Origin of the sequence: Delftia sp. K82, from assembly GCF_002193035.1 — a bacterium.
GTDB classification, from domain to species: domain Bacteria; phylum Pseudomonadota; class Gammaproteobacteria; order Burkholderiales; family Burkholderiaceae_C; genus Comamonas; species Comamonas acidovorans.
Genome location: NZ_MYFL01000003.1, coordinates 1,420,366 through 1,441,319, shown reverse-complemented (window position 1 = coordinate 1,441,319; position 20,954 = coordinate 1,420,366). Strand labels below are relative to the sequence as shown.

The window sequence follows — 20,954 nt, the reverse complement described above, 5'->3', positions numbered from 1 at the left end:
TGCAAGCCATGCCATCCTCTTTGCATTTCGTGCCACCGGGCCACGGACTGACAGGAGGGCAAGCATGGTCACCATGGTGCGCGCGGCGGCCTTGACCCATTTTTCGGACGTCATGCGCGAACTGGGCGGCGACCCCGACAAGGCACTGCGCCAGGCCGGCCTGCGGCCCGCGCTGCTGCGCGAGCAGGACCAGCTGATCGACGTGGCCATCGTCGCGCGCCTGCTGGAAGACGCGGCCCAGTCCACGGGCTGCGAGTCCCTGGGCCTGCGCATGGCCCGGCACCGCCAGCTGTCGAGCTTCGGCGCCGTGAGCCTGCTGCTGCTGCACCAGCCCACGCTGCGCCATGCGCTGGACACGCTGGTCGCGCACATGCACCTGGTCAACGAATCGCTGCTGATCCACCTGGAGGATGCAGGGGACATCGTCATCCTGCGCGAGGACTTCGTCCTGCACGGCGCCATGCGCCAGTCCGTGGAGCTGGCCATGGGCGTGCTGTGGCGCATGTGCGAGGCATTGCTGCGCGAGCGCTGGCGGCCGCAGGGCGTCAGCTTCAGCCACGCGCCACCGGCCGACCTGTCCGAACACCGCCGCATGTTCCGCTGCCGCATCACGTTCGGCGCCGAGTTCAACGGCATCGCCTGCCGCGCCGCCGACCTGGACGAGCCCAACCCGCTGGCCGACCCCGCGCTGGCGCGCTATGCGCTGCGGCTGGTGGAGGCCATGCCGGCCCACCGTGCCGCCTCCGTGGGGCATCAGGCGCGCCGGGTCATCTACTTGCTGCTGCCCTCGGGCAACGCCACCTGCGCAGGCGTGGCGCAGGGCATGGGGCGCAGCCTGCGCACGCTGCAGCGCGAACTGGACCGCGAAGGCCTGAGCTTCAGCGAGCTGCTGACCGAAGTGCGCCACGAGCTGGCCCTGCGCTACCTGGACCATCCCCACTACGGCGTGGGCCAGATCGCGTCCATGCTCGGCTATGCCAGCCACAGCGCCTTCACGCGCTGGTTCGCTGCGCAATTCGGTTGCGCGCCCGAGGCCTGGCGCAGCCGCGCGCAGGGGCTGCCTCGCGCCTGACGCACCGGGCGTTCCTGGCGGACCTGGCGCACTTGATCGCACTTGACGCACCACCACGGCGCACCCCGCCCCTGCACGGTGCGGCGGGCGCATTGCGGTGCACGCTGTCTGCGCACCAGACAGCGTGCACCACGGGCAGGCACCGCGCCGCGGTGCTGGCACGGCACTTGCATTGGCTGCCCTGACCCGCCGGCCCTGGCCTGCGGCCCGCAAAACACTGGATGCGCAACGCAGGACGCCAGATGAACATCGTTGTGATCGGCCACGGCATGGTGGGCCACAAATTTCTCGAGCAGCTCCATGCCCTGGGCGTGGCAGACGCGAACGTCACCGTGCTGTGCGAGGAGCCGCGCGCCGCCTACGACCGTGTTCACCTGTCGGAATTCTTCTCCGGCAAAAGCGCCGAGGACCTGAGCCTGGTGGAGCCTGGCTTCTTCGAGGCCAGCGGCTTCACGCTGCGCCTGGCGGCCAGGGCGGCAGCCGTGGAGCGGCGCGAGCGCACCGTGACCACGGCCGATGGCGAAGTCATCGCCTACGACCGGCTGGTGCTGGCCACAGGCTCGGCGCCCTTCGTGCCGCCCGTGCCGGGGCGCGACCGGCCGCACTGCTTTGTCTACCGCACCATCGAGGATCTGGAGGCCATGCAGGCCTCGGCCGCACGCTCCAGGACCGGCGTGGTGGTGGGCGGCGGCCTGCTGGGCCTGGAATGCGCCAAGGCCCTGCGCGACCTGGGCCTGGAGACCCATGTGGTGGAGTTCGCCCCGCGCCTGATGGCCGTGCAGGTGGACGACGGCGGCGGCCGCGTGCTGCGCAGCAAGATCGAGGACCTGGGCGTGCAGGTGCACACGGGCCGCAATACGCTGGAGATCACCGACGGCGCCACGGCACGCCACCGCATGGTGTTTGCCGACGGCACGCACCTGGAGACCGACATGATCGTCTTCTCCGCCGGTATCCGCCCGCGCGACGAGATCGCGCGCCAATGCGCCCTGGCCATAGGCCCGCGCGGCGGCGTGGCCGTGGACGACCATTGCCGCACCAGCGACCGCAGCGTCTACGCCATTGGCGAATGCGCCTCCTGGCGCGAGCAGACCTTCGGCTTGGTGGCACCCGGCTACGACATGGCGCGCGTGGCGGCCCGCCACATTGCGGGCGAGGCCGAGGCCGCCTTCGGCGGGGCCGATCTCAGCACCAAGCTCAAGCTCATGGGTGTGGATGTGGCCAGCATCGGCGACGCCCAGGGCAAGACGCCGCGCAGCCGCAACTACCAGTTCATCGACGAGCGCAAGCAGGTCTACAAGAAGATCGTGGTCAGCGAGGACGGCCGCCAGCTGCTGGGCGCCGTGCTGGTGGGCAATGCCGATGAGTACGGCACGCTGCTGCAGATGACGCTCAACAGCATCGCCCTGCCCGAGGAGCCCGAGTTCCTCATCCTGCCCTCCAGCGACGGCAAGGCCAAGCCCGGCCTGGGCGTGGACGCCCTGCCCGACACGGCGCAGATCTGCTCGTGCAACAACGTCACCAAGGCGCAGATCTGCACGGCCGTGGGCGAAGGCGCCTGCACCATGGCCGAGCTCAAGTCCTGCACCCAGGCCGGCGCCACCTGCGGCGGCTGCGTGCCCCTGGCCACCCAGGTCATGAAGGCCGAGATGGCCCGGCGCGGCATGGCCGTCAACAACCATGTCTGCGAGCATTTCCCGCACTCGCGCCAGGAGCTGTACCACCTGGTGCGCGTGGGCGGCATCAAGACCTTCGACGAGCTGCTGCACCGCCACGGCAAGGGCCTGGGCTGCGATGTCTGCAAGCCGCTGGCGGCCAGCATCCTGGCCTCGTGCTGGAACGAATTCGTGCTGCAGCCGCAGCTGGCCAGCCTGCAGGACAGCAACGACTACTACCTGGGCAATATCCAGAAGGACGGCAGCTACTCCGTGGTGCCGCGCATGCCCGGCGGCGAAGTCACGCCAGACGGCCTGATCGCCGTCGGCCAGGTGGCCAAGAAATACGGCCTGTACACCAAGCTCACGGGCGGCGCCCGCGTGGACCTGTTCGGCGCGCGCGTGGAGCAGCTGCCGCTGATCTGGGAGGAGCTGATCGCGGCCGGCTTCGAGTCCGGCCATGCCTACGGCAAGTCGCTGCGCACCGTCAAAAGCTGCGTGGGCTCCACCTGGTGCCGCTACGGCGTGGACGACAGCGTGGGCCTGGCCGTGCAGCTGGAAAACCGCTACAAGGGCCTGCGCGCGCCGCACAAGATCAAGTTCGGCGTCTCGGGATGCACGCGCGAATGCGCCGAGGCCCAGGGCAAGGACGTGGGTGTGATCGCCACCGACAAGGGCTGGAACCTCTACGTCTGCGGCAACGGCGGCATGAAGCCGCGCCATGCCGAGCTGATCGCCTCCGACCTGTCCAAGGACAGGCTGCTGCAGCTCATCGACCGCTTCCTGATGTTCTACGTGCGCACGGCCGACCGCCTGCAGCGCACCAGCACTTGGCGCGAGAACCTGGAAGGCGGCCTGGACTATCTCAAGGACGTGGTGGTCAACGACAGCCTGGGCCTGGGCGCCGAACTCGAGGCCCAGATGCAGCATGTGGTGGACACCTACCAGTGCGAGTGGAAGACCGCCGTCACCACGCCCGAAGTGCGCCAGCGCTTTCGCAGCTTCATCAACAGCGACCAGCCCGACGAGCACATCGTCTTCGTGCAGGAGCGCGGCCAGATCCGCCCGGCGCGCAGCGAAGAGCGCAGCGAGGCCCTGGCCTGATCCAGGCCTGGTCCCGGCCCGCACCCACACCACCGACAAGGCACCGCCATGACACACCCCGCCCAAGAACAGTGGATGCCCGTCTGCGCCACCCGCGACATCGTCCCCGACACGGGGGTCTGCGCCCTGGTCGAAGGCCGGCATGTGGCGGTCTTTCGCCTTGGCGAAGACCGCTTCTACGCCATAGACAACGTGGACCCGCGCTGCGGCGCCAGCGTGCTCGCGCGCGGCCTGGTCGGCAGCCTGGGCGAGCGCGTCGTCGTCGCCTCGCCCATCTACAAGCACCACTTCGATCTGGCCACCGGCGAATGCCTGGAGGCGCCCGAGCACTCCGTGCGCGCCCATGCGGTGCGCAATGAGAACGGGCAGTTGATGGTGGCGCTGCACTGAGATCTCGGTCAGATCAACATGGGGAGGGGTTCCCCGCGTCCCGTGATGGCGCGGTAGAACCATCTGCCTTGCATTCCACCTTTGCCGGTCGGGCATCATTGCCGCCTCGACAGATGCATGAGGGTGGATATGAACGCAGGGAATCCGGACGCCGCAGCCCACAACGCGGGCGACGAACACAGCTACGCAGATTTTCTCCACGGCCTGCAGGCCCGCTTCGAGGCCAGACTCAAGGAGGGCGGCGACCAGGTCTTCGACACCACGGCCACCGGCCTGTTCGACGACTATCTGGCCGCCCTGCCTGCCGAACTGCGCCAGCGCCATACCTGCAGCTGCTGCCAGAATTTCGTGCGCCGCTTTGGCGGCCTGGTCACCCTTGCGGCCGACGGCCGCCAGACGCCGCTGCTGTGGGGCGATGATGCGCCCGGCATCCACCGTGCCGGTGTGGCGGCCATGGCCGCCGCCGTGCGCCGCGCCACCGTGCGTGGCGTCTTCCTCGCCACCCCTGCCGTGTGGGGCCGGCCCCAGGCGGGCGGGCATCCGCACATGCACGTCACGGTGCCGCAGGCGCTGCAATTCAAGCGCACGCTGCTGACCGCAGGCCAGAAGATGGCGGAAAGGCGTGAAGACTTCAGCACCATGGAGCGCGCCCTTGGCGACTTCCACAGCGCCCATGTGGCCACCGCCTTGCAGCTGCTGCGTTCCGACCAGCTCTACAGCGCCGAACGGGTGCTGGGCCAGGCCGAGTTCCTGCACCAGTTGCACACGGACCGCGCCCAGGCCAGGAGCCCGCAGGCAGCCGACAACATTCTTTGGCGCGCCATTGCCTCGGCGCCGGCCGGCTTCTGCCATCCGCGCAGCTCCATGATCGGCACGCTGCTGGAAGACATCGCGGCGGGCAAGAGCTACGCCGACGTCTCGCGCGCGTTCGCCGCAAAAATGCACCCGCTGCGCTACCAGCGCCCGCAGGCGGCACCCACCGCCGGCGGCATTGCGCAGGCAGAGAAAGTGTTCGAGCAGCTGGGCCTGGCACCTGCCCTGCCGCGCCGGATGGCCCGATTCGAGGAAGTGCCCAAGACCTGGACGCCGCGCAGGCGCGAGCCCGCCCCACGCACGGGCAGCGGTCTTTTTGCGCATGTTCTGCCCAAGGGCGCCGCACAGCCCAAGTCAGGCATGGCCACGCCCGCCATCACCATGACGCTGCAGAAATTCGTGCGCACCATCATCCCCACGGCCGAGCAGATCGAGGTACAGATCCGCGCCACGGCCAACCCCTTCATCGGCATCACCACGGCGGTGAACGAAGACGCGCCGCGCCTGTTCCAGTGGGACCATCCGTTCTCCTGGTATGTGTGGAGCGGCGGCTCCCCCGCGGCCCAGTTCGGCCTGAGTGAAGGCTGGGTCAGCGTGGCGGGTATCACCCGGCTGCCGGCCCGCTGGGACGATGACGGCGAACGCTTCAAGCACCAGGGCGACGGCATCATCTTGCTGCTGGACGGCGCGCGCGAAACCCGCAACGTGGGTGCCGCGCTGTTCCCCAGCCTGCTGCGCGCCGAGCTGCACGGCGTGCGCGCCACGGTGGAGGCGCACTCCAACGCAGTCACCATGGCCGGCCTGGCCGAAGGCTCTGCCGTGGGCATCGACCTGCGCGACCAGGGCAACGCCTATCCCGCATCGCTGCGAGTCGTCTCGAATGGATGGACCCAGGCCTACACGATCGATCGCTGGGACTGAGGACGGCGATCCGCCCTCCCTCTCGGCAGACGCCTGCCTATGATGGCGCTCCGCCGATCCTCCGAAATGCCCCTGGCGCCCTCACCATCCATGAACTACCGCATTGAAGACCACGTCCCCGCCGTCCAGGACTACATCCAGATCCGGCTGGCTGCCGGCCTGAGCCGCAAGTCGCCCGAGGCGGCCGCCATCGGCCTGAAAAACGGCCTGTTCAGCGTGGTCGTCTATGCCGATGCAACGCCGGTTGGCATAGGCCGCGTGATCGGAGACGGCGGGTGCTTCTTCGAAATCGTGGACATCGCCGTCATCCCCGAGCACCAGAAAAAGGGCCTGGGCCACCTCATCATGCAGCGCCTGATGCAGTACATCCACGGCAATGCCCTGCCCACGGCCTATGTCAGCCTCATGGCCGACCACGGCACGCCGGAGTTCTATCGCCGCTATGGGTTCGAACCCTCCCTGCTGCCCAAAAAGGCGGGCATGTCCTTGCGCATTGTTTGACTGCAGAGGCCCGATCAAGACAGAGATGAACAACAAACTGAGAGCAGCGGCAGTGATCGCCGCAGCGTTTTTGGCCGTGGCCTTCCTTGTGCCTGCGCCGAAAAGTGTGCCGCTCACCGAGCGCTATCCCGGTCCGTGGAGAACTGATTTCAGCCGAGACATCGCCATCGCGCTGGGCAAGAACCAAGCTATCGGCTGCGTGCAATTCCAATACCGGGAGAGCCGCCTGGACCCAGGCGAGTACCTTGTGTACTGCAATGATCGGGGCATGTGGAGGTCCTATCTGGTATGGATCCCGTCGCAGAAGATCACCGGGCCGCACATGATTGATGCATCGATTCCGCCGTGATCGAAGAATCCGCACTGGCGTGCAAGATGGCGCTGCATTGAGTTCAGCCACGTCCCATGCCGGCGGCGCGGCACCATGAAATCCGCCCGACAGGGCGCCTGCCCGTGCCCGACCTGCGGGCTCAGGCGTAAAAGGACAGCAACACCAAGCACACGATGACCACGATGGCCGCCGTGATGAGCATCACCCTGAAGCCGCCGTCGCTGCTGCGCAGCAACCGCAACTCCAGCAGGGCCGCACCCACCCGGGCCATCCAGAAACAAAGCAGTTCCACCATGGGCGCAGCATAAGCGGCCCGGCAGATCAGGTGCGGGGCGTGGAAAATGCCGGCGAACGCCTTGGCATCGCAGGCCATCGAGATGTCGTGAAGCCCGTTACCCACAAGGAGGTTTATGGAACAGATTCGGGAACGGTCAGCTGGCAGCAGGCCAGCCACAAAGAGGAAAAGAATCCTCATGGTCTGCACAGGGAACATCTGCCGCAGCCCCACGGCCCACGGCGTGCTCGAGAAAATGGTGGCCGACGCGGGCCTGGCTGACCGCATCGAAGTGGACTCCGCAGGCACGCACGACTACCACGTGGGCGAGGCCCCCGACCGCCGCTCCCAGGCCCATGCCGCACGGCGCGGCTATGACCTTTCGCAGCAGCGCGCGCGGCAGCTGCGGGCCGAGGACTTCACGGCATTCGACCAGGTGCTGGTGATGGATGGCGCCAACGAATCTGCAGCGCGCAGGATCTGCCCCGAGTCCGAATGGCACCGCGTACAGCGGCTGACGGACTTCTGCACCGAGCACACCGCGCGCGAAGTGCCCGACCCCTACTACGGCGGCGACCGGGGTTTCGAGGACGTGCTGGACCTGGTGGAGGACGCCTGCGCGGGACTGCTGGCCACGCTGGGCATGGCGCCGCGCAAGGGTTGACAAGCCACGGCACCGCTTGCGCATGCGAACCACGGCCAGCCTGGTGCGGGAGTTCAGGATCTTCACTGCGTCCAATGCGCTGGTGTTTCTGGCCCTGACCGGCGTGACGGCGCGACGCAGGCGGGCGGGGCTGCAGCTGGCACTGCCCGCCATCGTGCTGGTGACCGCCTCGGCTGTGACTGCCATGCTGTATCTGTTCGCACAGGACTGGCTTCACACCATTGTGTTTGGCAGCTACATCGGCCTGGCCTACATGGCCTATCTGGCCTTTGCCATCGCGCTGCTGTGCGACATCGCATTCAACCGGGCACGCGTGTGCACACGGGCCATCAACGGCCTTGCGTCGTCTTTTGGCTCGGCATTCGAGGTCTTGCCTTGTTGAGCCCAAGGCCCCACCTGCCCCGGCAACTGCCCCGATCACAGCAGCGGCACGGCCTCCATAGCCCTACCCACCCGCCACCACAATCCGCCCCTTGCTCGCACGCTTGGCCGCGTCGGCACCGAAAGTGCGCGCATGCTGCGGCAATGGATGCGCGCAGAGGCCGGGGAATCGCCAAGCCTGGATCTGGGGTATGAACTGGTGGTGCGACAAAGCAATTGAACGGCTGATGCCTGGATATCCATTCGCATATTGAGATAGAGTTCGGCGGCTTGGCCATTCCCGCCCAAGCCCCTCTTATCCACTGCGCCTGCGCAATGGAGATTTTTCATTTCAATCCATCTTCAAAGAACATGAACACCATTGCATTGGGAGGACGCCTGCGGCCGCAAGGCGCAATCCGGACTCGCCGGATCATGGCCGCCTTTCTGGCTGCGAGCGCTGTACTGTATGTGCCGAACGGAGTATCGGCGGCCGAGAACGATGCACTATCTGCCTCTCTGGCCGCATTCGGTGATGCCGCTGCGGCAAGACGCCTGGAGGACCAGATCGCGGATCTTGTGAAAAAGCGCAATCAGGCGGGCATGACCAAGCTGGTGGGACAGATCGCGCAGAACGACGGGGCTTTCATGGAAAAGATGGACAGCCTGACGCAGGCCAAAAATCGCGTTCCTGATCCTGAAATGGCCAGGATTGCCATGACCCTGGGCCCTTGCCACCATGCCGGTTTTCTTCTCAGGAAAGTGGCCTTCGCCCTTGCCGATGGTCAGGCAAAGCCCATCATTCGCAATGGGGTGATCATGATTGACGGCACGCACATGGACGATATGTATGCCGAGCAAATGTCGCGCTGTGAAAGGCTGGCCAAGCAGCCCATGCGGAAAATCAAGATAGGCTCCATGTGCTCCGTCAATGGCTCGGGCTGCGACGAGGATCCGGATATGGATTGAAAAGGCCGAGCGCTGAAAAACGAATGCAAGAAAAGAAAAGGCCGGGTCTGCCGCCCCGGCCTTTGGTGACCGCCCCGGCGGTGACTTTTGGTTCGGCATTCAAGGCCTTGCCTTGTTGAGTCCACGGCCCCTTTCGCCCGGACAACTGCCGCAATCACAACGGCGGCATAGCCCCCAAATCCCTACCCGCCCGCCACCACAATCCGCCCCTTGCCCGCACGCTTGGCCGCGTACATGGCCTCGTCGGCGCGCTGCAGGAGCTGGGTGGCATCTTCCCGGGAGGCATTGAGGGCGATGCCCATGCTGGCGCCGACCTGCACGGTGGCGCCGCTGTGCAGGCGGATGGGCTGGCGGATGGAGGCCAGGCAGCGCTGCATGATCTGCAGGGCGTCGTCGGCCGAGGCCAGTTCGTCCAGCAGCAGCACGAATTCGTCTCCGCCCAGGCGGGCGACGCAGTCGGTTTCGCGGGCCTGGGTGGTGAGGCGGCGGGCGATGATGCGCAGCACTTCATCGCCGGCGTCGTGACCTTCGGTGTCGTTGACTTGCTTGAAGCCGTCCAGGTCCATGAAGCAGACGGCCAGTTGGCCGGGGCCGCTGGCCTGGGCCAGCGCGCGCTGCAGCCGCGCCTGCAGCGCGCGGCGATTGGCCAGGCCGGTCAGCACGTCGTGCAATGCCTGGTGCTGGGCCACCTGCTCGCCGCGCTTGAGGGCGTCGATGTCCACGAAGACCCATATCGATTCGCCATCGGCCAGGCCTGCGCCGCTGACATCGACCCAGAGCAGGCTGCCATCGCTGGTCTGCAGCTGCATCTGGGCATGGCATTTGCCGCTGGAGCGCAGTGCGCCATAGGCCAGCTCGCCGGAGCGTTCGTAGGTTTCCTCGTCCGGGTAGAGGATGCGCGCCGAGTGGTCCAGCAGCTCGCCGGCCGGGCGCTTGAGCATGCGCTGCAGGGCCTGGTTGGTCCACAGCAGCCGGCGCTCGCGCAGGCGGGCGATGCCGATGAGGTCGTTGTCCATGAACAGTTCCTGCTGGCGCAGCAGCTCGGCGAGCCGGATGCGCGCCACGCGTTCGCGCTGCTGCAGCAGATAGAGGCTGACCGAGCCCAGCGCGATCAGCGCGATGCTCAGGCCCGTGAGCGCCCAGGCACGCCAGGCCGATGCACGCCACCCCGCCAGGTAGCTTTCCGTGCCCAGGCCGGTGAAGACGGTCAGCGGATAGCCGGCCAGGCGCTGGTAGGCCGTGATGCGCTCCACGCCATCGAGCAGCGTGGGCGTGATGTACCAGCCAAGCTCCCGGTCATCGGCCAGGGCCCGGTGGTACTCGCCCGAGACTTCCGAGCCGCCGATGCCGGCCATGGGCTGGGGATCGCCTGCCGCGTAGCGGGCCACCAGCAGATCCTTGTCCGAACGCAGCGCAATGGCGCTGTCGGGCCCGAAGGCCTGGCGGCGGAACAGCGACTGGAAATGCTCGGCCGCGACGACCGCGTAGACGATGCCCTGGAAATCCCCGTCGCCGGATTGCAGCCGCCGCGCCAGCACGATGGCCCATTTCTTGAAGGAGTGGCTGACCAGCGGGTCGGAGACCACCATGCGGTCGGTGTTGCGCGCCCGGTCGAAGTAGCCTCGCTCGGCCACGGAGAATGCCGGCTCCTCCTCGTTCGCACTCTGCAGGACCTGGCCATTGGCGTCGGTGACGCGCAGCGCCGTGACGAAGGGAACGAGGGCGCGCTGCTCCTGCAGGATTTCATAGAGGGCCAGCGCCGCCACGTCCGAGCCCTCCAGACTCCGGCTGCGGTAGCGGCCCGCAACGGTGGCCAGGGCGTTGTCCACCAGCCGCATCTCGGCGTTCAGTTCCAGGCTCAGGCTGCGGGCCTGGTTCCGGGTGACGGCCACGCCCAGGTCCAGGTCGGCCTGGTGGTTGGCGCGCAGGCTCAACCAGGTGGCCAGGCCCAGCAGGCCGGCCACCAGCAGGTTGCCGAGCACCAGGCGCCGGAGCACCTTGTCGGAAAGAAGCCTCTTCATGGCGCCGGGTGTCCCTTTCCTACTTGCTGGATGGGCATCGGGGTGGATGGACCGGCCCATTTTTAGCACAAGGCAGGAGCACTCCATGCCAGGTCGCACGCCATGGCAGCGGCGCCTTTCGGCGCTGCGCCCGGCCCCCTCAGGGCATGCGCCAGCTCAGGCCCGCGTACACGGCCCGGCCATCTCCGGGAAAGTAATAGGCACCGTCCACGCCGCGCACATTGGCCTGTACGGCCGTGGTCGCGGCATAGCGCCGGTCGGTCAGGTTGCGGCCTTCGACGAACCAGCTCCAGCCATCGCCCAGCGCCCCGCTCAAGCGCAGGTTGAGCAGCGCATAGCCATCGGAGGCCACGGTGTTGGCATGGTCCACCCAGGTGCGCGAGGGCAGCCACTCCAGGCCGGGCGCGACCGTGACCTGCTGCGTGGCCTTCCACTGCAGCTCGGCCCGCAACAGGTGCGGTGGAATGCCGGCCAGGCGGCGGCGGCCGTAGACGGCGTCGTTGTCAAAGCGCAGGTCGCTGTAGAGGTACTGGGTGCGCAGCGACCAGCGCGGCGCAAGCCGTGCCTGCATGGACAGCTCCAGCCCCTGGTGGATGGTGCGGTCGGCATTGGTGGTGCCCAGGGCCGCGCCGCTGGCGTCGGTCAGCGCCAGCAGTTCGCGGCGCACGCGCGAGTGGTAGATGGCGGCGTCCCAGGCCAGGACCTCGCCGTGGCCGCGCCAGCCGGCCTCCACCGTGGTTGCGCTTTGCGCGCGCCCCAGCGGCAGCGAAGGCTGGTAGACCAGCTCGCCAATGGGCGGTGCCTCGAAGCTGCCGCTGATGTTGGCGTACCACTGCGACGTGGGCGTGGCCGCGAACAGCAGGCCCAGCTTGGGCGAGGTGTGGCTGAAATCCACGTCGTAGCTGGCGGCGGGCGCCAGCAGATTGTCCTGGCGGCGCTGGGCGCGCACGAACTGCAGGCCGGCCTGCAGCGTCCAGCGGGTGCTCAGGCCGTGGCTGTATTCGCCATAGACCACGTCCTGCTGCGCCTTCACGCGCGTGCGCCCCGTGGGCGTGCCGGCCGCGCCGCCCGCATTGGTGTAGCGCCATTCATCGCCATCGAGCTGCGCGCTGGAAAAGCCCAGCACCAGCCTGCGCGTGAGGCCACCGCCCTGCCCCAGCTCGGCCACCAGGCGCGAGTCCAGGCCTGTGTCACGCATGTCCTGCTGGACGATGCCCATGGTCATGGGGTGGAAGCGGTCGCGCTGCGCCGCGAACAGCGAAGTGGTCCAGCGCAGGCCTTCGCGCGGCTGCCAGTCCATGCGCAGGGCGCCGCGCGTCTGGCGGTAGTTGTTGCCGGCGTCCTGCGCCACATAGCCGGGCGCGGCCTGGCGCGGATTGGCCAGCATGGCCGCGCGCGTGAGGCTGCCGGGCATCTGCATGTCGGCATCCACATGGGACAGGAAGGCGCGCAGCTCCAGCGTATCGGTGAGCTGCAGGCCCACATTGCCGGACAGGCGCTGCGTGCGCCAGGCCGACTGTTCGCGCCAGCCGTCCTGCTCGCTGCGGCTGAAGTTCAGAAGGCCATCCACCCGCTCGCCACGGCCCGCCAGCTGGGCCTGTGCCTGCCGCTGGCCGAACGATCCGGCCTGCAGCCGCAGCGATGCGGCAGGCGCCGTCAACCCGGTCGGCGAGACAAAGTTGATCGCGCCGCCCAGGCTGCTGGCGCCGTACTCCAGCGAATTGGCGCCACGCCAGACCTCGACATGCTGGGCCGCCATGGGGTCGATGGACTGGAAGTCCGCCGCGCCATCGGCCTGGTTCAGCGGTATGCCGTCCTGGTACAGCTGTATGCCGCGCATCAGGTAGCCGCGCTGCACGCCCGAGCCCCGGATGGACAGCCGCGTCTCCGGGCCGTGGCGCGTCTGTGCGAGCACGCCCGGCGCGTAGGCCAGTGCATCGGCGGCGGTGCTGGCGCGCCCGGCCGCGTAGCTGGCTGCATCGATGACGGCCGTGCCGCCTGCGCGCTGCGACAGTTCATCGCGCGCAGCCTGCACGGCCTGCGCGGCGCGGGCCTCGGGCGTGGCGGCGGCGCCGCGGGCGCGCACCTCCACATCCGCAAGAACAGGTTCTGCCTGGGCCAGGGCGGAGGATGCCGCGCAAAGGCCTGCGGCGCCGGCCAGAGAAAGTGCAAAACTCTTCATGCAGCCCCCAGGATCTGGCGCAGATCGGCCGCGCAGTCCTGCGCGTCCTGCTCATGGCGGAACGCCACGCGCAGCCGGCCCTCGGGATCGAAGACATAGGTGATGGCCGAGTGGTCCATGGTGTAGGACGCCCCCGTGGGCACCTTCTTGTAGAAGACCTTGAATTCCCTGGCGACCTCGGCCGTCTGCGCCTCGTCACCGCGCAGCGCGACAAAGCCGGGGTCGAAGGCGCCCACATAGGCCTTGAGCACCTGGGCCGTATCGCGCTCGGGATCGATGGTGATGAAGGCCACGGCCAGGCGGGCACCGTCGGCTCCCAGAAGCTCGCGTATTTCCAACGCGCGCGTCAGCGCCGTGGGGCAGACATCGGGGCATTGGGTGAAGCCGAAAAAGACCATCAGGGCCTGGCCCTTGAAGTCGGCCAGCGTGCGCTCGCGACCATCGGCATCGCGCAGGCGGAAGTCCCGGCCGTACTGCGCGCCGGTCAGGTCGATGCCCTTGAACGGCACGGTGGCGGGCTTGCAGCCGGCCAGCAGCGCCAGTGCGGCCAGGCCGCCGCCAAGGCAGGCACGGCGAGACAGGGCAACGCAAGCAACGGATGGGAGGGTCGAAGAAAAATCGGCGGCGCGCTGCGGCGCCACATGGCAATCGGAACGGAACATGGCTTCCCTGCGTGGAATCTTGGCGAAGCCGCAGCGCCAAGGCAGCGCCCGGCCGGTGCGGCAATGTTCTGAGACAGGCCAGCGGCCAGACAGCGCGGGACAGCGCTGCACAGCAGCCGAGGGCTCAGGCGATCAGCAGCAGCAAGGGAGGCCCACGCGGCGGCAGCGGCGCGCCGACCAGGGAGGCAATGCGGGCGGAGACGATGGGCTGCAGCGCGCGGCCCAGCGGCTGCGGTTGCGCCCAGGAGGGGGAGACATGCGCGGGCGGCAGCGTCACCGCCAGGCACAGCGGGCAGTCCAGCGAATGCTGGGCAGACACCGCCTGCCCTTCTTCACCGTTGACCACGACCAGCTTGACGCTGCCGCCAGCCGTGCAGACCAGTTCCATGGCCTGCGGGTGCACCAGGGGCGATGCAATGGCCAGGCCCAGCGTCAACGCGAACCACGCCATGACCAGGCGGGCCAGTGAGACGGAGTTGCGCAGGGCGTGCATGGCTGGGGATTATGGGGCTGAGATGCCGGATATGCGTGGTATCCGTAGCCGCCCGCCCGCATGGGCCATCCCATAATCGCCTTTTCCCCAAGCAGTGACCGCCATGTCGAAACTCCATGTTGTGCAGCAGGGCCAAGGCCCGGCCCTCGTTCTGAGCCACGCGCTCGGTTGTGACCTCCAGATGTGGGACGGCGTTGCCCAGGCGCTGGAAGACCGCTTCACCGTGGTGCGCTACGACCACCGGGGCCACGGCCGCTCGCCCGCCATCGGCGAGGCCTTCGACATGAACGACCTGGCAGACGACGCAGCCGGCGTGATCGAGGCGCTGGGCCAGGGGCCGGTGCACTTCGTGGGCCTGTCCATGGGCGGCATGACGGCCCAGGCCCTGGCCGTGCGCCATCCGGCGCTGGTGCGCAGCATCACCATCGCCAATTCGGCCAGCTACTACGACGAGGCCGCGCGCGCAGGCTGGCAGGCGCGCATTGCCACCGTGCACGACCAGGGCGTGGCGGTGATTGCCGACGGCGCCATGCAGCGCTGGTTCACCCCCGAGTTCCGCACCGGGCAGGCGGCCCGCGTGGCCTCCTTGCGCGCAGGGCTGGAGGCTTTGGCGGCCAAGCCCTATGCGGCGGCCTGTGCGGCCGTGGGCGGCATCGATTTTCGCGAGAGCAATCGGCGCATCGCCTGCCCCGCGCTGCTCATTGCGGGCAGTCGCGATGAGGCCACGCCGCCTGCCCTGTCCGAGGACATGCAGGCGCAGATTCCGGGCGCGCAGCTGGTGTCGCTGCCCGCCGCGCATTTGAGTGCCGTGGAAATGCCCGTGGAGTTTGCGCAGTTGGTGAGCGACTTTGTCGCGCAGGTCCGCTAGATCTGCAGTCCCACCCGGGCGGGATGGGGGCTGAGCGAAGTCGCTATCGTGGAGGACATCACGGAGGGCGCCACGGCCGGCACCAGGGCCGGCATCACGGCCGGCAGATCAACTCCGCCACGTCCGTCAGCAGGGCTTCATCGATCTGCTCGCGCAGGTCCATCGCCAGCCTGCGCCGGTAGAACACGCCCAGGTCCAGCCCCACGCCCAGCGCGCGGATCTGCACGTCGCCCGCGCGCTCGTGCCGGGCGATGACCTGGCGCAGGTGCTGGTCCAGGTAGTGCTCGTCGTTGGCCTGGTGCGTGGCCGTGTCCATGGGGCAGCCGTCCGAGATGACGAGCAGGATGCGGCGCTGCGCGGGCCGCGCCAGCAGCCGCTCGCAGGCCCATTCCACGGCCTCGCCGTCCACGCCCTCGCGAAACAGGTCGGGCCTGCGCAGCGCGGCAATGCCGTGGCGGGCGTGGCGCCAGGGTTTGGCGGCGTCCTTGAAGACGATGTGCAGCCGCTCGTTGAGCCGGCCCGGGATGTGGGGCTGGCCCGCGCGCTGCCAGTCGCGGCGGGCGCGGCCGCCGTTCCAGGCCTGGGTGGAAAAGCCCAGCACGTCCACCGGCACGCCGGCCATGGACAGCGCGCGGCCCAGCAGGTCCACCAGCAGGGACAGCGGGCGCGCATGGGCCTTCATCGAGCCCGAGCAGTCCAGCAAAATGGCCACGGCCGCATCGCTGACGGGGTGCGGCAGCTCGTTCCTGAAGATGGCGCGCTGCTGCGGATCGCTGACCAGTTGCGCCAGCCGGCTTGCATCCAGGTGTCCATCCTCCAGGCCGAACTGCCAGCCGTCGTGGCGCGGCACGGCCAGGCGCTGCTGCAGGTGGCGGGCCAGCCGGCCCGCGTGCAAGCCGCTGCGCGCCAGTTCCTCATCCATCTGCCCGCGGAACTCGGCCAGTTGCGCTGCGCGGATCAGCTCGGCCGCCTGCGCCTCGCGGTCATAGGCACGCGTGAACACGCGGTAGCTGTGGGCCGAGCCGGCCCAGGCGCGGCTGTCGCCGCTGAGCGCCACGGGCGGCGCATCCAGGCTTTGCGATTCAAAGTGCAGCGGCAGCGCGAAGCTGCCCCGCCGGCGCGGCCCGGCAGCGCCGCGCGGCGCCTCTTCCTGGGCTGACCGCACGGCCTGGCCCACCCAGCGGCTGATGGCCAGGGCCGGCGCAATGAAGGCCTGCTGGTCCTGCCGGTGGCGGCGCAGCAGGGCCCACTGCGCGCCCAGTTGCGCCGACAGGCCGGCGCGCGTGGCCTCGGCCAGGTCGGCCAGGGCATCGGGCGGCTCATGGCCGCTCAGGCGGCTCCAGGCGGTCAGCGCCACAGTGAACAGCAGGATACCCAGGCTGCTTTCGGTCAGGCCCGAATCGGCAAAGGCTTGGCTCCAGTGCACAAAGCGCGCATGCAGGTTGGCGCGTGCGCCCGGCCATTCCTCGGGCGCCAGGCTTTCCACGCGCAACTGCTCCAGCAGTTCGAACACCAGCCGCTCCACCGGGTCGCCGGGCAGGTGCCGCGCGTGCAGCGCGGCATCGCTCAGGCGAAGGCGCAGGCTGGCGCCGTCGAGCAGGCCGCGCTGGTCGGCCAATCGGGCTGGCACATCGGATTGGTGGGCCGCTGCCAGCACCACGGGCGCCGTGCCCCGGTACAGCGTCTGCCCGCTCCATTGCAGCGAGGCATCGCCCGCCATGGCGCGCAGCAGCGCGCCGCCCCAGGCCTCCATGCGCGCCAGCGAGGGGGATGCCTCAGCAGGCATGGGCGGGCTCGTCGCGCAGCGCCAGTTCCTGGCCGAAGCAGCGCTGGAAGTACTCGGCCACGATGGCCCGCTCGGCCGGCTCGCACTTGTTGAGGAAGGACAGCTCGAAGGCCAGCCGCAGGTCATGGAAGATCTGCGCGTTCTCGGCCCAGGTGATGACGGTGCGCGGCGACATCAGCAACGACAGGTCGCCCACGGCAAAGCCCTTGCGCGTGAGCGCGGCCAGCGCCACCATGGCGGCCACCTGCTCGCGCCCCTGCGGCGTGGCCAACTGCGGCACGCGTGCCAGCACGATGGCGGCTTCCTCGGCCGGCGCCAGGTAGTCCAGGCTGGTGACCAGGTTCCAGCGGTCGAGCTGGGCATGGTTGAGCATCTGCGTGCCGTGGTACAGGCCGCTGAGGTTGCCCTGGCCCAGGGTGTTCATGGTGGCGAAGAGGCGGAACTGCGCATGCGGCTGGAGCACGCGCTTTTGGTCCAGCAGGGTGAAGCTGCCCTCGCGTTCGAGCACGCGCTGGATGACGAACATCACGTCGGGCCGGCCCGCGTCGTATTCATCGAAGACCAGGGCCACGGGCCGCTGCAGTGCCCAGGGCAGGATGCCTTCCTGGAACTGCGTGACCTGGCGGCCCTCCTGCAGCACTATGGCGTCCTTGCCCACCAGGTCCAGCCGGCTGATGTGGCCGTCGAGGTTGACGCGCACGCAGGGCCAGTTCAGCCGCGCCGCCACCTGCTCGATGTGGGTGGACTTGCCCGTGCCGTGCAGCCCCTGGATGACCACGCGCCGGTTGTGCGCAAAGCCCGCCAGGATGGCCAGCGTGGCCTGCGGGTTGAAGCGGTAGGCCGGGTCCACGGCCGGCACATGCTCGCTGCGCTCGGCAAAGGCCGGCACCTGCATGTCGGTGTCCAGGCCGAAGGTCTCGCGCACGGCCAGCGTGCGCGTGGGATGCATCAGGGTCAGCTCAGTCATCGTCAGGGGCTCCCGGGGGGACTTCGTCGTTGATGCGCGCAATCGCCTCGGCCGCCGCGCGCAGTTGGGGAAGAAAGGACAGCGCCCGCTCGCGCGTGAAACGCATGATGGGCGCCTGCACGGCCAGCCCCATGTTCGAGGGGCCGCCCTGGATGGAGGGCACGAGTACGCCCAGGCACAGCAGGCCGGGCAGGAATTCCTCGTTGTCGAAGGCATGGCCCTGGGCGCGCACCTGGTCCAGTTCGGCGTCCAGCGCGTCAAAGGCCGTCAGCGTGTTGGCCGTGAAGCCTTCCAGCGGCACGGCCGACAGCAGCCGCCTGCGCTGCGCGGGCGCCATCTGGCTCAGGAACAGCTTGCCCGTGGCCGAGCAATGGGCCGGCACGCGCGAGCCCGGGTGCAGATAAAAGCGCAGCGGCGCGGGCGTTTCCACGCGGTCCAGGTAGAGCACCTCGCTGCCCGAGAAGGCGGTGATGTTGCAGCTCTCGCCGATGTCGCGCACCAGCTGGGCCAGCACCGCATGGCGTGCGCCATGCGTGGTGTTGTTGAGCAGCACGCTCTCGGCCAGCCGCATCAGGCGCCGGCCTGTGCCGTAGTGCCGGCCATTGCCCTCGCGCTGCAGGATGCCCGCTCCCTCGAGCTGCTGGAGCATGCGGTGCATGGTGGGCTTGGGCAGGCCTGTCTCCTCGACCATGGTCTGCAGCGTGAAGGGCTCGTTCTTCTGGGCAATGGCCTCCAGCAGGGCGAACAGCCGCAGGTTGGGCGTGTCGCCATCGATACGGGCAGGGATGGGGTCACGGGTGTTCATGGTGTTGGTCATCATATGTTTTTCAATTTTTCGAGTCAATTTGTTCCGAAAAAAGAAATTTGTTTGACATCCAGGCGAAGTCAGTCCTAGACTTGCGCCGTAATTTCTTTTTTCGGAACATTAAGTTCCATTTTCAAGGAGACAACATGACTGCAGCCAACAATCGTACGGTGGTCGAAGGCGTCCAGAAGATGACCCCTTCCGAAGCCTTTGTGGAGACCTGCGTGGCCAACGGCGTCACGGAGATGTTCGGCATCATGGGCTCGGCATTCATGGATGCCATGGACATCTTCGCGCCCGCCGGCATCCGCCTGATCCCCGTGGTGCACGAGCAGGGCGCCGCCCACATGGCCGACGGCTATGCGCGCGTCTCGGGCCGCCATGGCGTGGTGATCGGCCAGAACGGCCCCGGCATCAGCAACTGCGTGACCGCCATCGCCGCCGCCTACTGGGCCCACAGCCCCGTGGTCATGATCACGCCCGAGACCGGCACCATGGGCATGGGCCTGGGAGGCTTTCAGGAAGCCAATCAGCTGCCCATGTTCCAGGAGTTCACCAAGTACCAGGGCCATGTCTGCAACCCCAAGCGCATGGCCGAGTTCACGGCCCGCTGCTTTGACCGCGCCATCTCCGAGATGGGCCCCACACAGCTGAACATTCCGCGCGACTATTTCTACGGCGAAGTGCAGTGCGAAATCCCCAAGCCCATGCGCGTGGAGCGCGGCTCGGGCGGCGAAAACAGCCTGCAGGCCGCCACGGAACTGCTGGCCACGGCCAAGTTCCCCGTGATCCTGGCCGGCGGCGGCGTGGTCATGGGCGATGCGGTCGAGGAGTGCAGGCAGCTGGCCGAGCGCCTGGGCGCCCCCGTGGTCACGGGCTACCTGCGCAATGACGCCTTCCCCGCCAAGCACCCGCTGTGGGCCGGCCCGCTGGGCTACCAGGGCTCCAAGGCCGCGATGAAGCTCATCGCCCAGGCCGACGTGGTGATCGCGCTGGGCTCGCGCATGGGCCCCTTCGGCACCCTGCCCCAGCACGGCATGGACTACTGGCCCAAGAACGCCAAGATCATCCAGGTCGAGGCCGACCACACCAACCTGGGCCTGGTCAAGAAGATCTCGGTGGGCATCCACGGCGACGCCAAGGCCGTGGCACGCGAGCTGGGCCGCCGCCTGCAGGGCCAGACCCTGGCCTGCGACGCCACCAAGGCCGCGCGCGCCGACACCATCGCCACCGAGAAGGCGGCCTGGGAGAAGGAGCTGGATGAGTGGACGCATGAGCGCGACCCCTACAGCCTGGACATGATCGAAGAGGCCAAGGGCGAGCGCACGCCCACGGGCGGCCAGTACCTGCACCCGCGCCAGGTGCTGCGCGAGCTGGAAAAGGCCATGCCGCCGCGCGTGATGGTCTCCACCGACATCGGCAACATCAACTCCGTGGCCAACAGCTACCTGCGCTTCGACGAGCCGCGCAGCTTCTTCGCGCCCATGAGCTTCGGCAACTGCGGCTATGCCCTGCCCACCATCATCGGCGCCAAGTGCGCGGCGCCCGACCGCCCGGCCATCGCCTACGCCGGCGACGGCGCCTGGGGCATGAGCATGGTGGAGATCATGACCGCCGTGCGCCATGACATTCCCGTCACGGCCGTGGTCTTCCACAACCGCCAGTGGGGCGCGGAGAAGAAGAACCAGGTGGACTTCTACAACCGCCGCTTCGTGGCCGGCGAACTGGAAAGCGAGAGCTTCGCGGCGATTGCCAGCGCCATGGGCGCCGAGAGCATCGTGGTCGACCAGATCGAGGACGTGGGCCCGGCGCTGCAAAAGGCCATCGACCTGCAGATGAACCACGGCAAGACCTGCGTGATCGAGGTGATGTGCACGCGCGAACTGGGCGACCCGTTCCGCCGCGATGCGCTGGCCAAGCCCGTGCGCTTCCTCGAAAAGTACAAAGACTTCGTCTGATACCCCCTGAGGCGCTGCGCGCCTTCCCCCTGAAAGGGGGACGACAGCCTCGCGGCGGGGCGGCCCTTGCTCGCTGTCTCGCGCCTGGGCCGCGCCGGTTGCGCAGGCTGCGCTTACGGCCCGGGGCCTTGCCCCCGGGCTTCTCCACGCACAACGCG

19 protein-coding genes are annotated in these 20,954 nt (G+C 68.3%); 11 read left to right on the top strand and 8 right to left on the bottom strand.

Annotated features, from left to right (window positions below; translation table 11 throughout):
• The first annotated feature begins 64 nt into the window (after positions 1-64).
• From KDK82_RS23380 to KDK82_RS23355, 6 genes are all read left to right on the top strand, one after another.
• Positions 65-1,072, top strand: a complete 1,008-nt coding sequence (locus KDK82_RS23380; RefSeq protein ID WP_088166311.1) for an AraC family transcriptional regulator — start codon at positions 65-67, stop codon at positions 1,070-1,072.
• A 242-nt stretch (positions 1,073-1,314) separates the two neighbouring features.
• Positions 1,315-3,831: a nitrite reductase large subunit NirB gene (nirB, locus tag KDK82_RS23375; protein WP_088166369.1), complete on the top strand. Its 2,517-nt coding sequence runs from the start codon at positions 1,315-1,317 to the stop codon at positions 3,829-3,831.
• Between the two features lie 48 nt (positions 3,832-3,879).
• Positions 3,880-4,221, top strand: coding sequence for a nitrite reductase small subunit NirD (gene nirD / locus KDK82_RS23370; RefSeq protein WP_013803814.1), 342 nt, complete (start codon positions 3,880-3,882; stop codon positions 4,219-4,221).
• A 129-nt stretch (positions 4,222-4,350) separates the two neighbouring features.
• Complete coding sequence (locus KDK82_RS23365; RefSeq protein WP_051940564.1) at positions 4,351-5,955, top strand: hypothetical protein; 1,605 nt, start codon at positions 4,351-4,353, stop codon at positions 5,953-5,955.
• A 90-nt stretch (positions 5,956-6,045) separates the two neighbouring features.
• Positions 6,046-6,456 (top strand): GNAT family N-acetyltransferase, encoded by a 411-nt coding sequence (locus KDK82_RS23360; protein WP_043823658.1) that lies wholly within the window; start codon positions 6,046-6,048, stop codon positions 6,454-6,456.
• A gap of 25 nt (positions 6,457-6,481) precedes the next feature.
• Positions 6,482-6,805, top strand: a complete 324-nt coding sequence (locus KDK82_RS23355; protein WP_034390963.1) for a hypothetical protein — start codon at positions 6,482-6,484, stop codon at positions 6,803-6,805.
• A 121-nt stretch (positions 6,806-6,926) separates the two neighbouring features.
• Here KDK82_RS23355 and KDK82_RS23350 read toward each other — a convergent pair whose 3' ends face one another.
• Positions 6,927-7,262, bottom strand: coding sequence for a hypothetical protein (locus tag KDK82_RS23350; protein WP_256974538.1), 336 nt, complete (start codon positions 7,260-7,262; stop codon positions 6,927-6,929).
• Between KDK82_RS23350 and KDK82_RS23345 the strand changes: the two genes are divergently transcribed.
• The 3 genes from KDK82_RS23345 (at position 7,261) to KDK82_RS33295 (ending at position 9,054) form a co-directional block, all read left to right on the top strand.
• Entirely contained in the window at positions 7,261-7,725 is a 465-nt protein-coding gene (locus KDK82_RS23345) for a low molecular weight protein-tyrosine-phosphatase (protein ID WP_088166309.1), read from the top strand. The two genes, KDK82_RS23350 and KDK82_RS23345, sit on opposite strands and share 2 nt — an antisense overlap.
• A 22-nt stretch (positions 7,726-7,747) precedes the next feature.
• Positions 7,748-8,107 (top strand): hypothetical protein, encoded by a 360-nt coding sequence (locus KDK82_RS23340; RefSeq protein WP_256974537.1) that lies wholly within the window; start codon positions 7,748-7,750, stop codon positions 8,105-8,107.
• Between the two features lie 269 nt (positions 8,108-8,376).
• Positions 8,377-9,054 carry a hypothetical protein gene (locus tag KDK82_RS33295; protein WP_256974536.1) on the top strand — a complete coding sequence of 226 codons (678 nt, stop codon included), beginning with the start codon at positions 8,377-8,379 and terminating at the stop codon, positions 9,052-9,054.
• A gap of 182 nt (positions 9,055-9,236) precedes the next feature.
• Here the strand turns inward: KDK82_RS33295 and KDK82_RS23330 are convergent, their stop codons facing one another.
• The 4 genes from KDK82_RS23330 to KDK82_RS23315 all read right to left on the bottom strand — a co-directional run bounded on the left by KDK82_RS23330 (position 9,237) and on the right by KDK82_RS23315 (position 14,412).
• A complete protein-coding gene (locus KDK82_RS23330; RefSeq protein WP_088166308.1) occupies positions 9,237-11,075 on the bottom strand; it encodes a diguanylate cyclase in 1,839 nt (612 codons plus the stop codon).
• Positions 11,076-11,214: 139 nt separating this feature from the next.
• The gene (locus KDK82_RS23325; RefSeq protein ID WP_088166307.1) at positions 11,215-13,257 is read right to left on the bottom strand and encodes a TonB-dependent receptor; all 2,043 of its coding nucleotides are present in this window, start codon (positions 13,255-13,257) and stop codon (positions 11,215-11,217) included.
• Entirely contained in the window at positions 13,254-13,919 is a 666-nt protein-coding gene (locus tag KDK82_RS23320) for an SCO family protein (RefSeq protein WP_088166306.1), read from the bottom strand. Before KDK82_RS23320 ends, KDK82_RS23325 begins: the two co-directional genes overlap by 4 nt.
• A 124-nt stretch (positions 13,920-14,043) precedes the next feature.
• On the bottom strand, positions 14,044-14,412 hold the full coding sequence (locus KDK82_RS23315) for a DUF2946 family protein (protein WP_088166305.1): 369 nt from the start codon (positions 14,410-14,412) through the stop codon (positions 14,044-14,046).
• 103 nt (positions 14,413-14,515) lie between these two features.
• Between KDK82_RS23315 and KDK82_RS23310 the strand changes: the two genes are divergently transcribed.
• Entirely contained in the window at positions 14,516-15,280 is a 765-nt protein-coding gene (locus tag KDK82_RS23310) for an alpha/beta fold hydrolase (protein WP_063327009.1), read from the top strand.
• Positions 15,281-15,374: 94 nt separating this feature from the next.
• Here the strand turns inward: KDK82_RS23310 and KDK82_RS23305 are convergent, their stop codons facing one another.
• From KDK82_RS23305 to KDK82_RS23295, 3 genes are read right to left on the bottom strand one after another with little or no spacing between them, the layout of a single operon-like run.
• Entirely contained in the window at positions 15,375-17,066 is a 1,692-nt protein-coding gene (locus KDK82_RS23305; RefSeq protein WP_088166304.1) for a cobalt chelatase, read from the bottom strand.
• Entirely contained in the window at positions 17,056-18,033 is a 978-nt protein-coding gene (locus KDK82_RS23300) for an AAA family ATPase (protein WP_034390945.1), read from the bottom strand. Before KDK82_RS23300 ends, KDK82_RS23305 begins: the two co-directional genes overlap by 11 nt.
• Positions 18,026-18,853 (bottom strand): IclR family transcriptional regulator, encoded by an 828-nt coding sequence (locus KDK82_RS23295; RefSeq protein WP_012203918.1) that lies wholly within the window; start codon positions 18,851-18,853, stop codon positions 18,026-18,028. The genes KDK82_RS23300 and KDK82_RS23295 overlap by 8 nt, the downstream gene beginning before the upstream one ends.
• Positions 18,854-18,984: 131 nt before the next feature.
• Between KDK82_RS23295 and xsc the strand changes: the two genes are divergently transcribed.
• A complete protein-coding gene (gene xsc / locus KDK82_RS23290) occupies positions 18,985-20,796 on the top strand; it encodes a sulfoacetaldehyde acetyltransferase (RefSeq protein ID WP_065346922.1) in 1,812 nt (603 codons plus the stop codon).
• The last annotated feature ends 158 nt before the right edge of the window (positions 20,797-20,954 follow it).

Bases quoted from the DNA above. Each gene is read 5' to 3' on its own strand.
- nirD (WP_013803814.1), top strand. From the start codon at position 3,880: ATGACACACCCCGCCCAAGAACAGTGGATGCCCGTCTGCGCCACCCGC.
- KDK82_RS23330 (WP_088166308.1), bottom strand. From the start codon at position 11,075: ATGAAGAGGCTTCTTTCCGACAAGGTGCTCCGGCGCCTGGTGCTCGGC.
- KDK82_RS23345 (WP_088166309.1), top strand. From the start codon at position 7,261: ATGGTCTGCACAGGGAACATCTGCCGCAGCCCCACGGCCCACGGCGTG.
- nirB (WP_088166369.1), top strand. From the start codon at position 1,315: ATGAACATCGTTGTGATCGGCCACGGCATGGTGGGCCACAAATTTCTC.
- KDK82_RS23365 (WP_051940564.1), top strand. From the start codon at position 4,351: ATGAACGCAGGGAATCCGGACGCCGCAGCCCACAACGCGGGCGACGAA.
- KDK82_RS23380 (WP_088166311.1), top strand. From the start codon at position 65: ATGGTCACCATGGTGCGCGCGGCGGCCTTGACCCATTTTTCGGACGTC.
- KDK82_RS23300 (WP_034390945.1), bottom strand. From the start codon at position 18,033: ATGACTGAGCTGACCCTGATGCATCCCACGCGCACGCTGGCCGTGCGC.
- xsc (WP_065346922.1), top strand. From the start codon at position 18,985: ATGACTGCAGCCAACAATCGTACGGTGGTCGAAGGCGTCCAGAAGATG.
- KDK82_RS23360 (WP_043823658.1), top strand. From the start codon at position 6,046: ATGAACTACCGCATTGAAGACCACGTCCCCGCCGTCCAGGACTACATC.
- KDK82_RS23320 (WP_088166306.1), bottom strand. From the start codon at position 13,919: ATGTTCCGTTCCGATTGCCATGTGGCGCCGCAGCGCGCCGCCGATTTT.
- KDK82_RS23355 (WP_034390963.1), top strand. From the start codon at position 6,482: ATGAACAACAAACTGAGAGCAGCGGCAGTGATCGCCGCAGCGTTTTTG.
- KDK82_RS23340 (WP_256974537.1), top strand. From the start codon at position 7,748: ATGCGAACCACGGCCAGCCTGGTGCGGGAGTTCAGGATCTTCACTGCG.
- KDK82_RS23315 (WP_088166305.1), bottom strand. From the start codon at position 14,412: ATGCACGCCCTGCGCAACTCCGTCTCACTGGCCCGCCTGGTCATGGCG.
- KDK82_RS23325 (WP_088166307.1), bottom strand. From the start codon at position 13,257: ATGAAGAGTTTTGCACTTTCTCTGGCCGGCGCCGCAGGCCTTTGCGCG.
- KDK82_RS23305 (WP_088166304.1), bottom strand. From the start codon at position 17,066: ATGCCTGCTGAGGCATCCCCCTCGCTGGCGCGCATGGAGGCCTGGGGC.
- KDK82_RS23350 (WP_256974538.1), bottom strand. From the start codon at position 7,262: ATGAGGATTCTTTTCCTCTTTGTGGCTGGCCTGCTGCCAGCTGACCGT.
- KDK82_RS23295 (WP_012203918.1), bottom strand. From the start codon at position 18,853: ATGATGACCAACACCATGAACACCCGTGACCCCATCCCTGCCCGTATC.
- KDK82_RS23310 (WP_063327009.1), top strand. From the start codon at position 14,516: ATGTCGAAACTCCATGTTGTGCAGCAGGGCCAAGGCCCGGCCCTCGTT.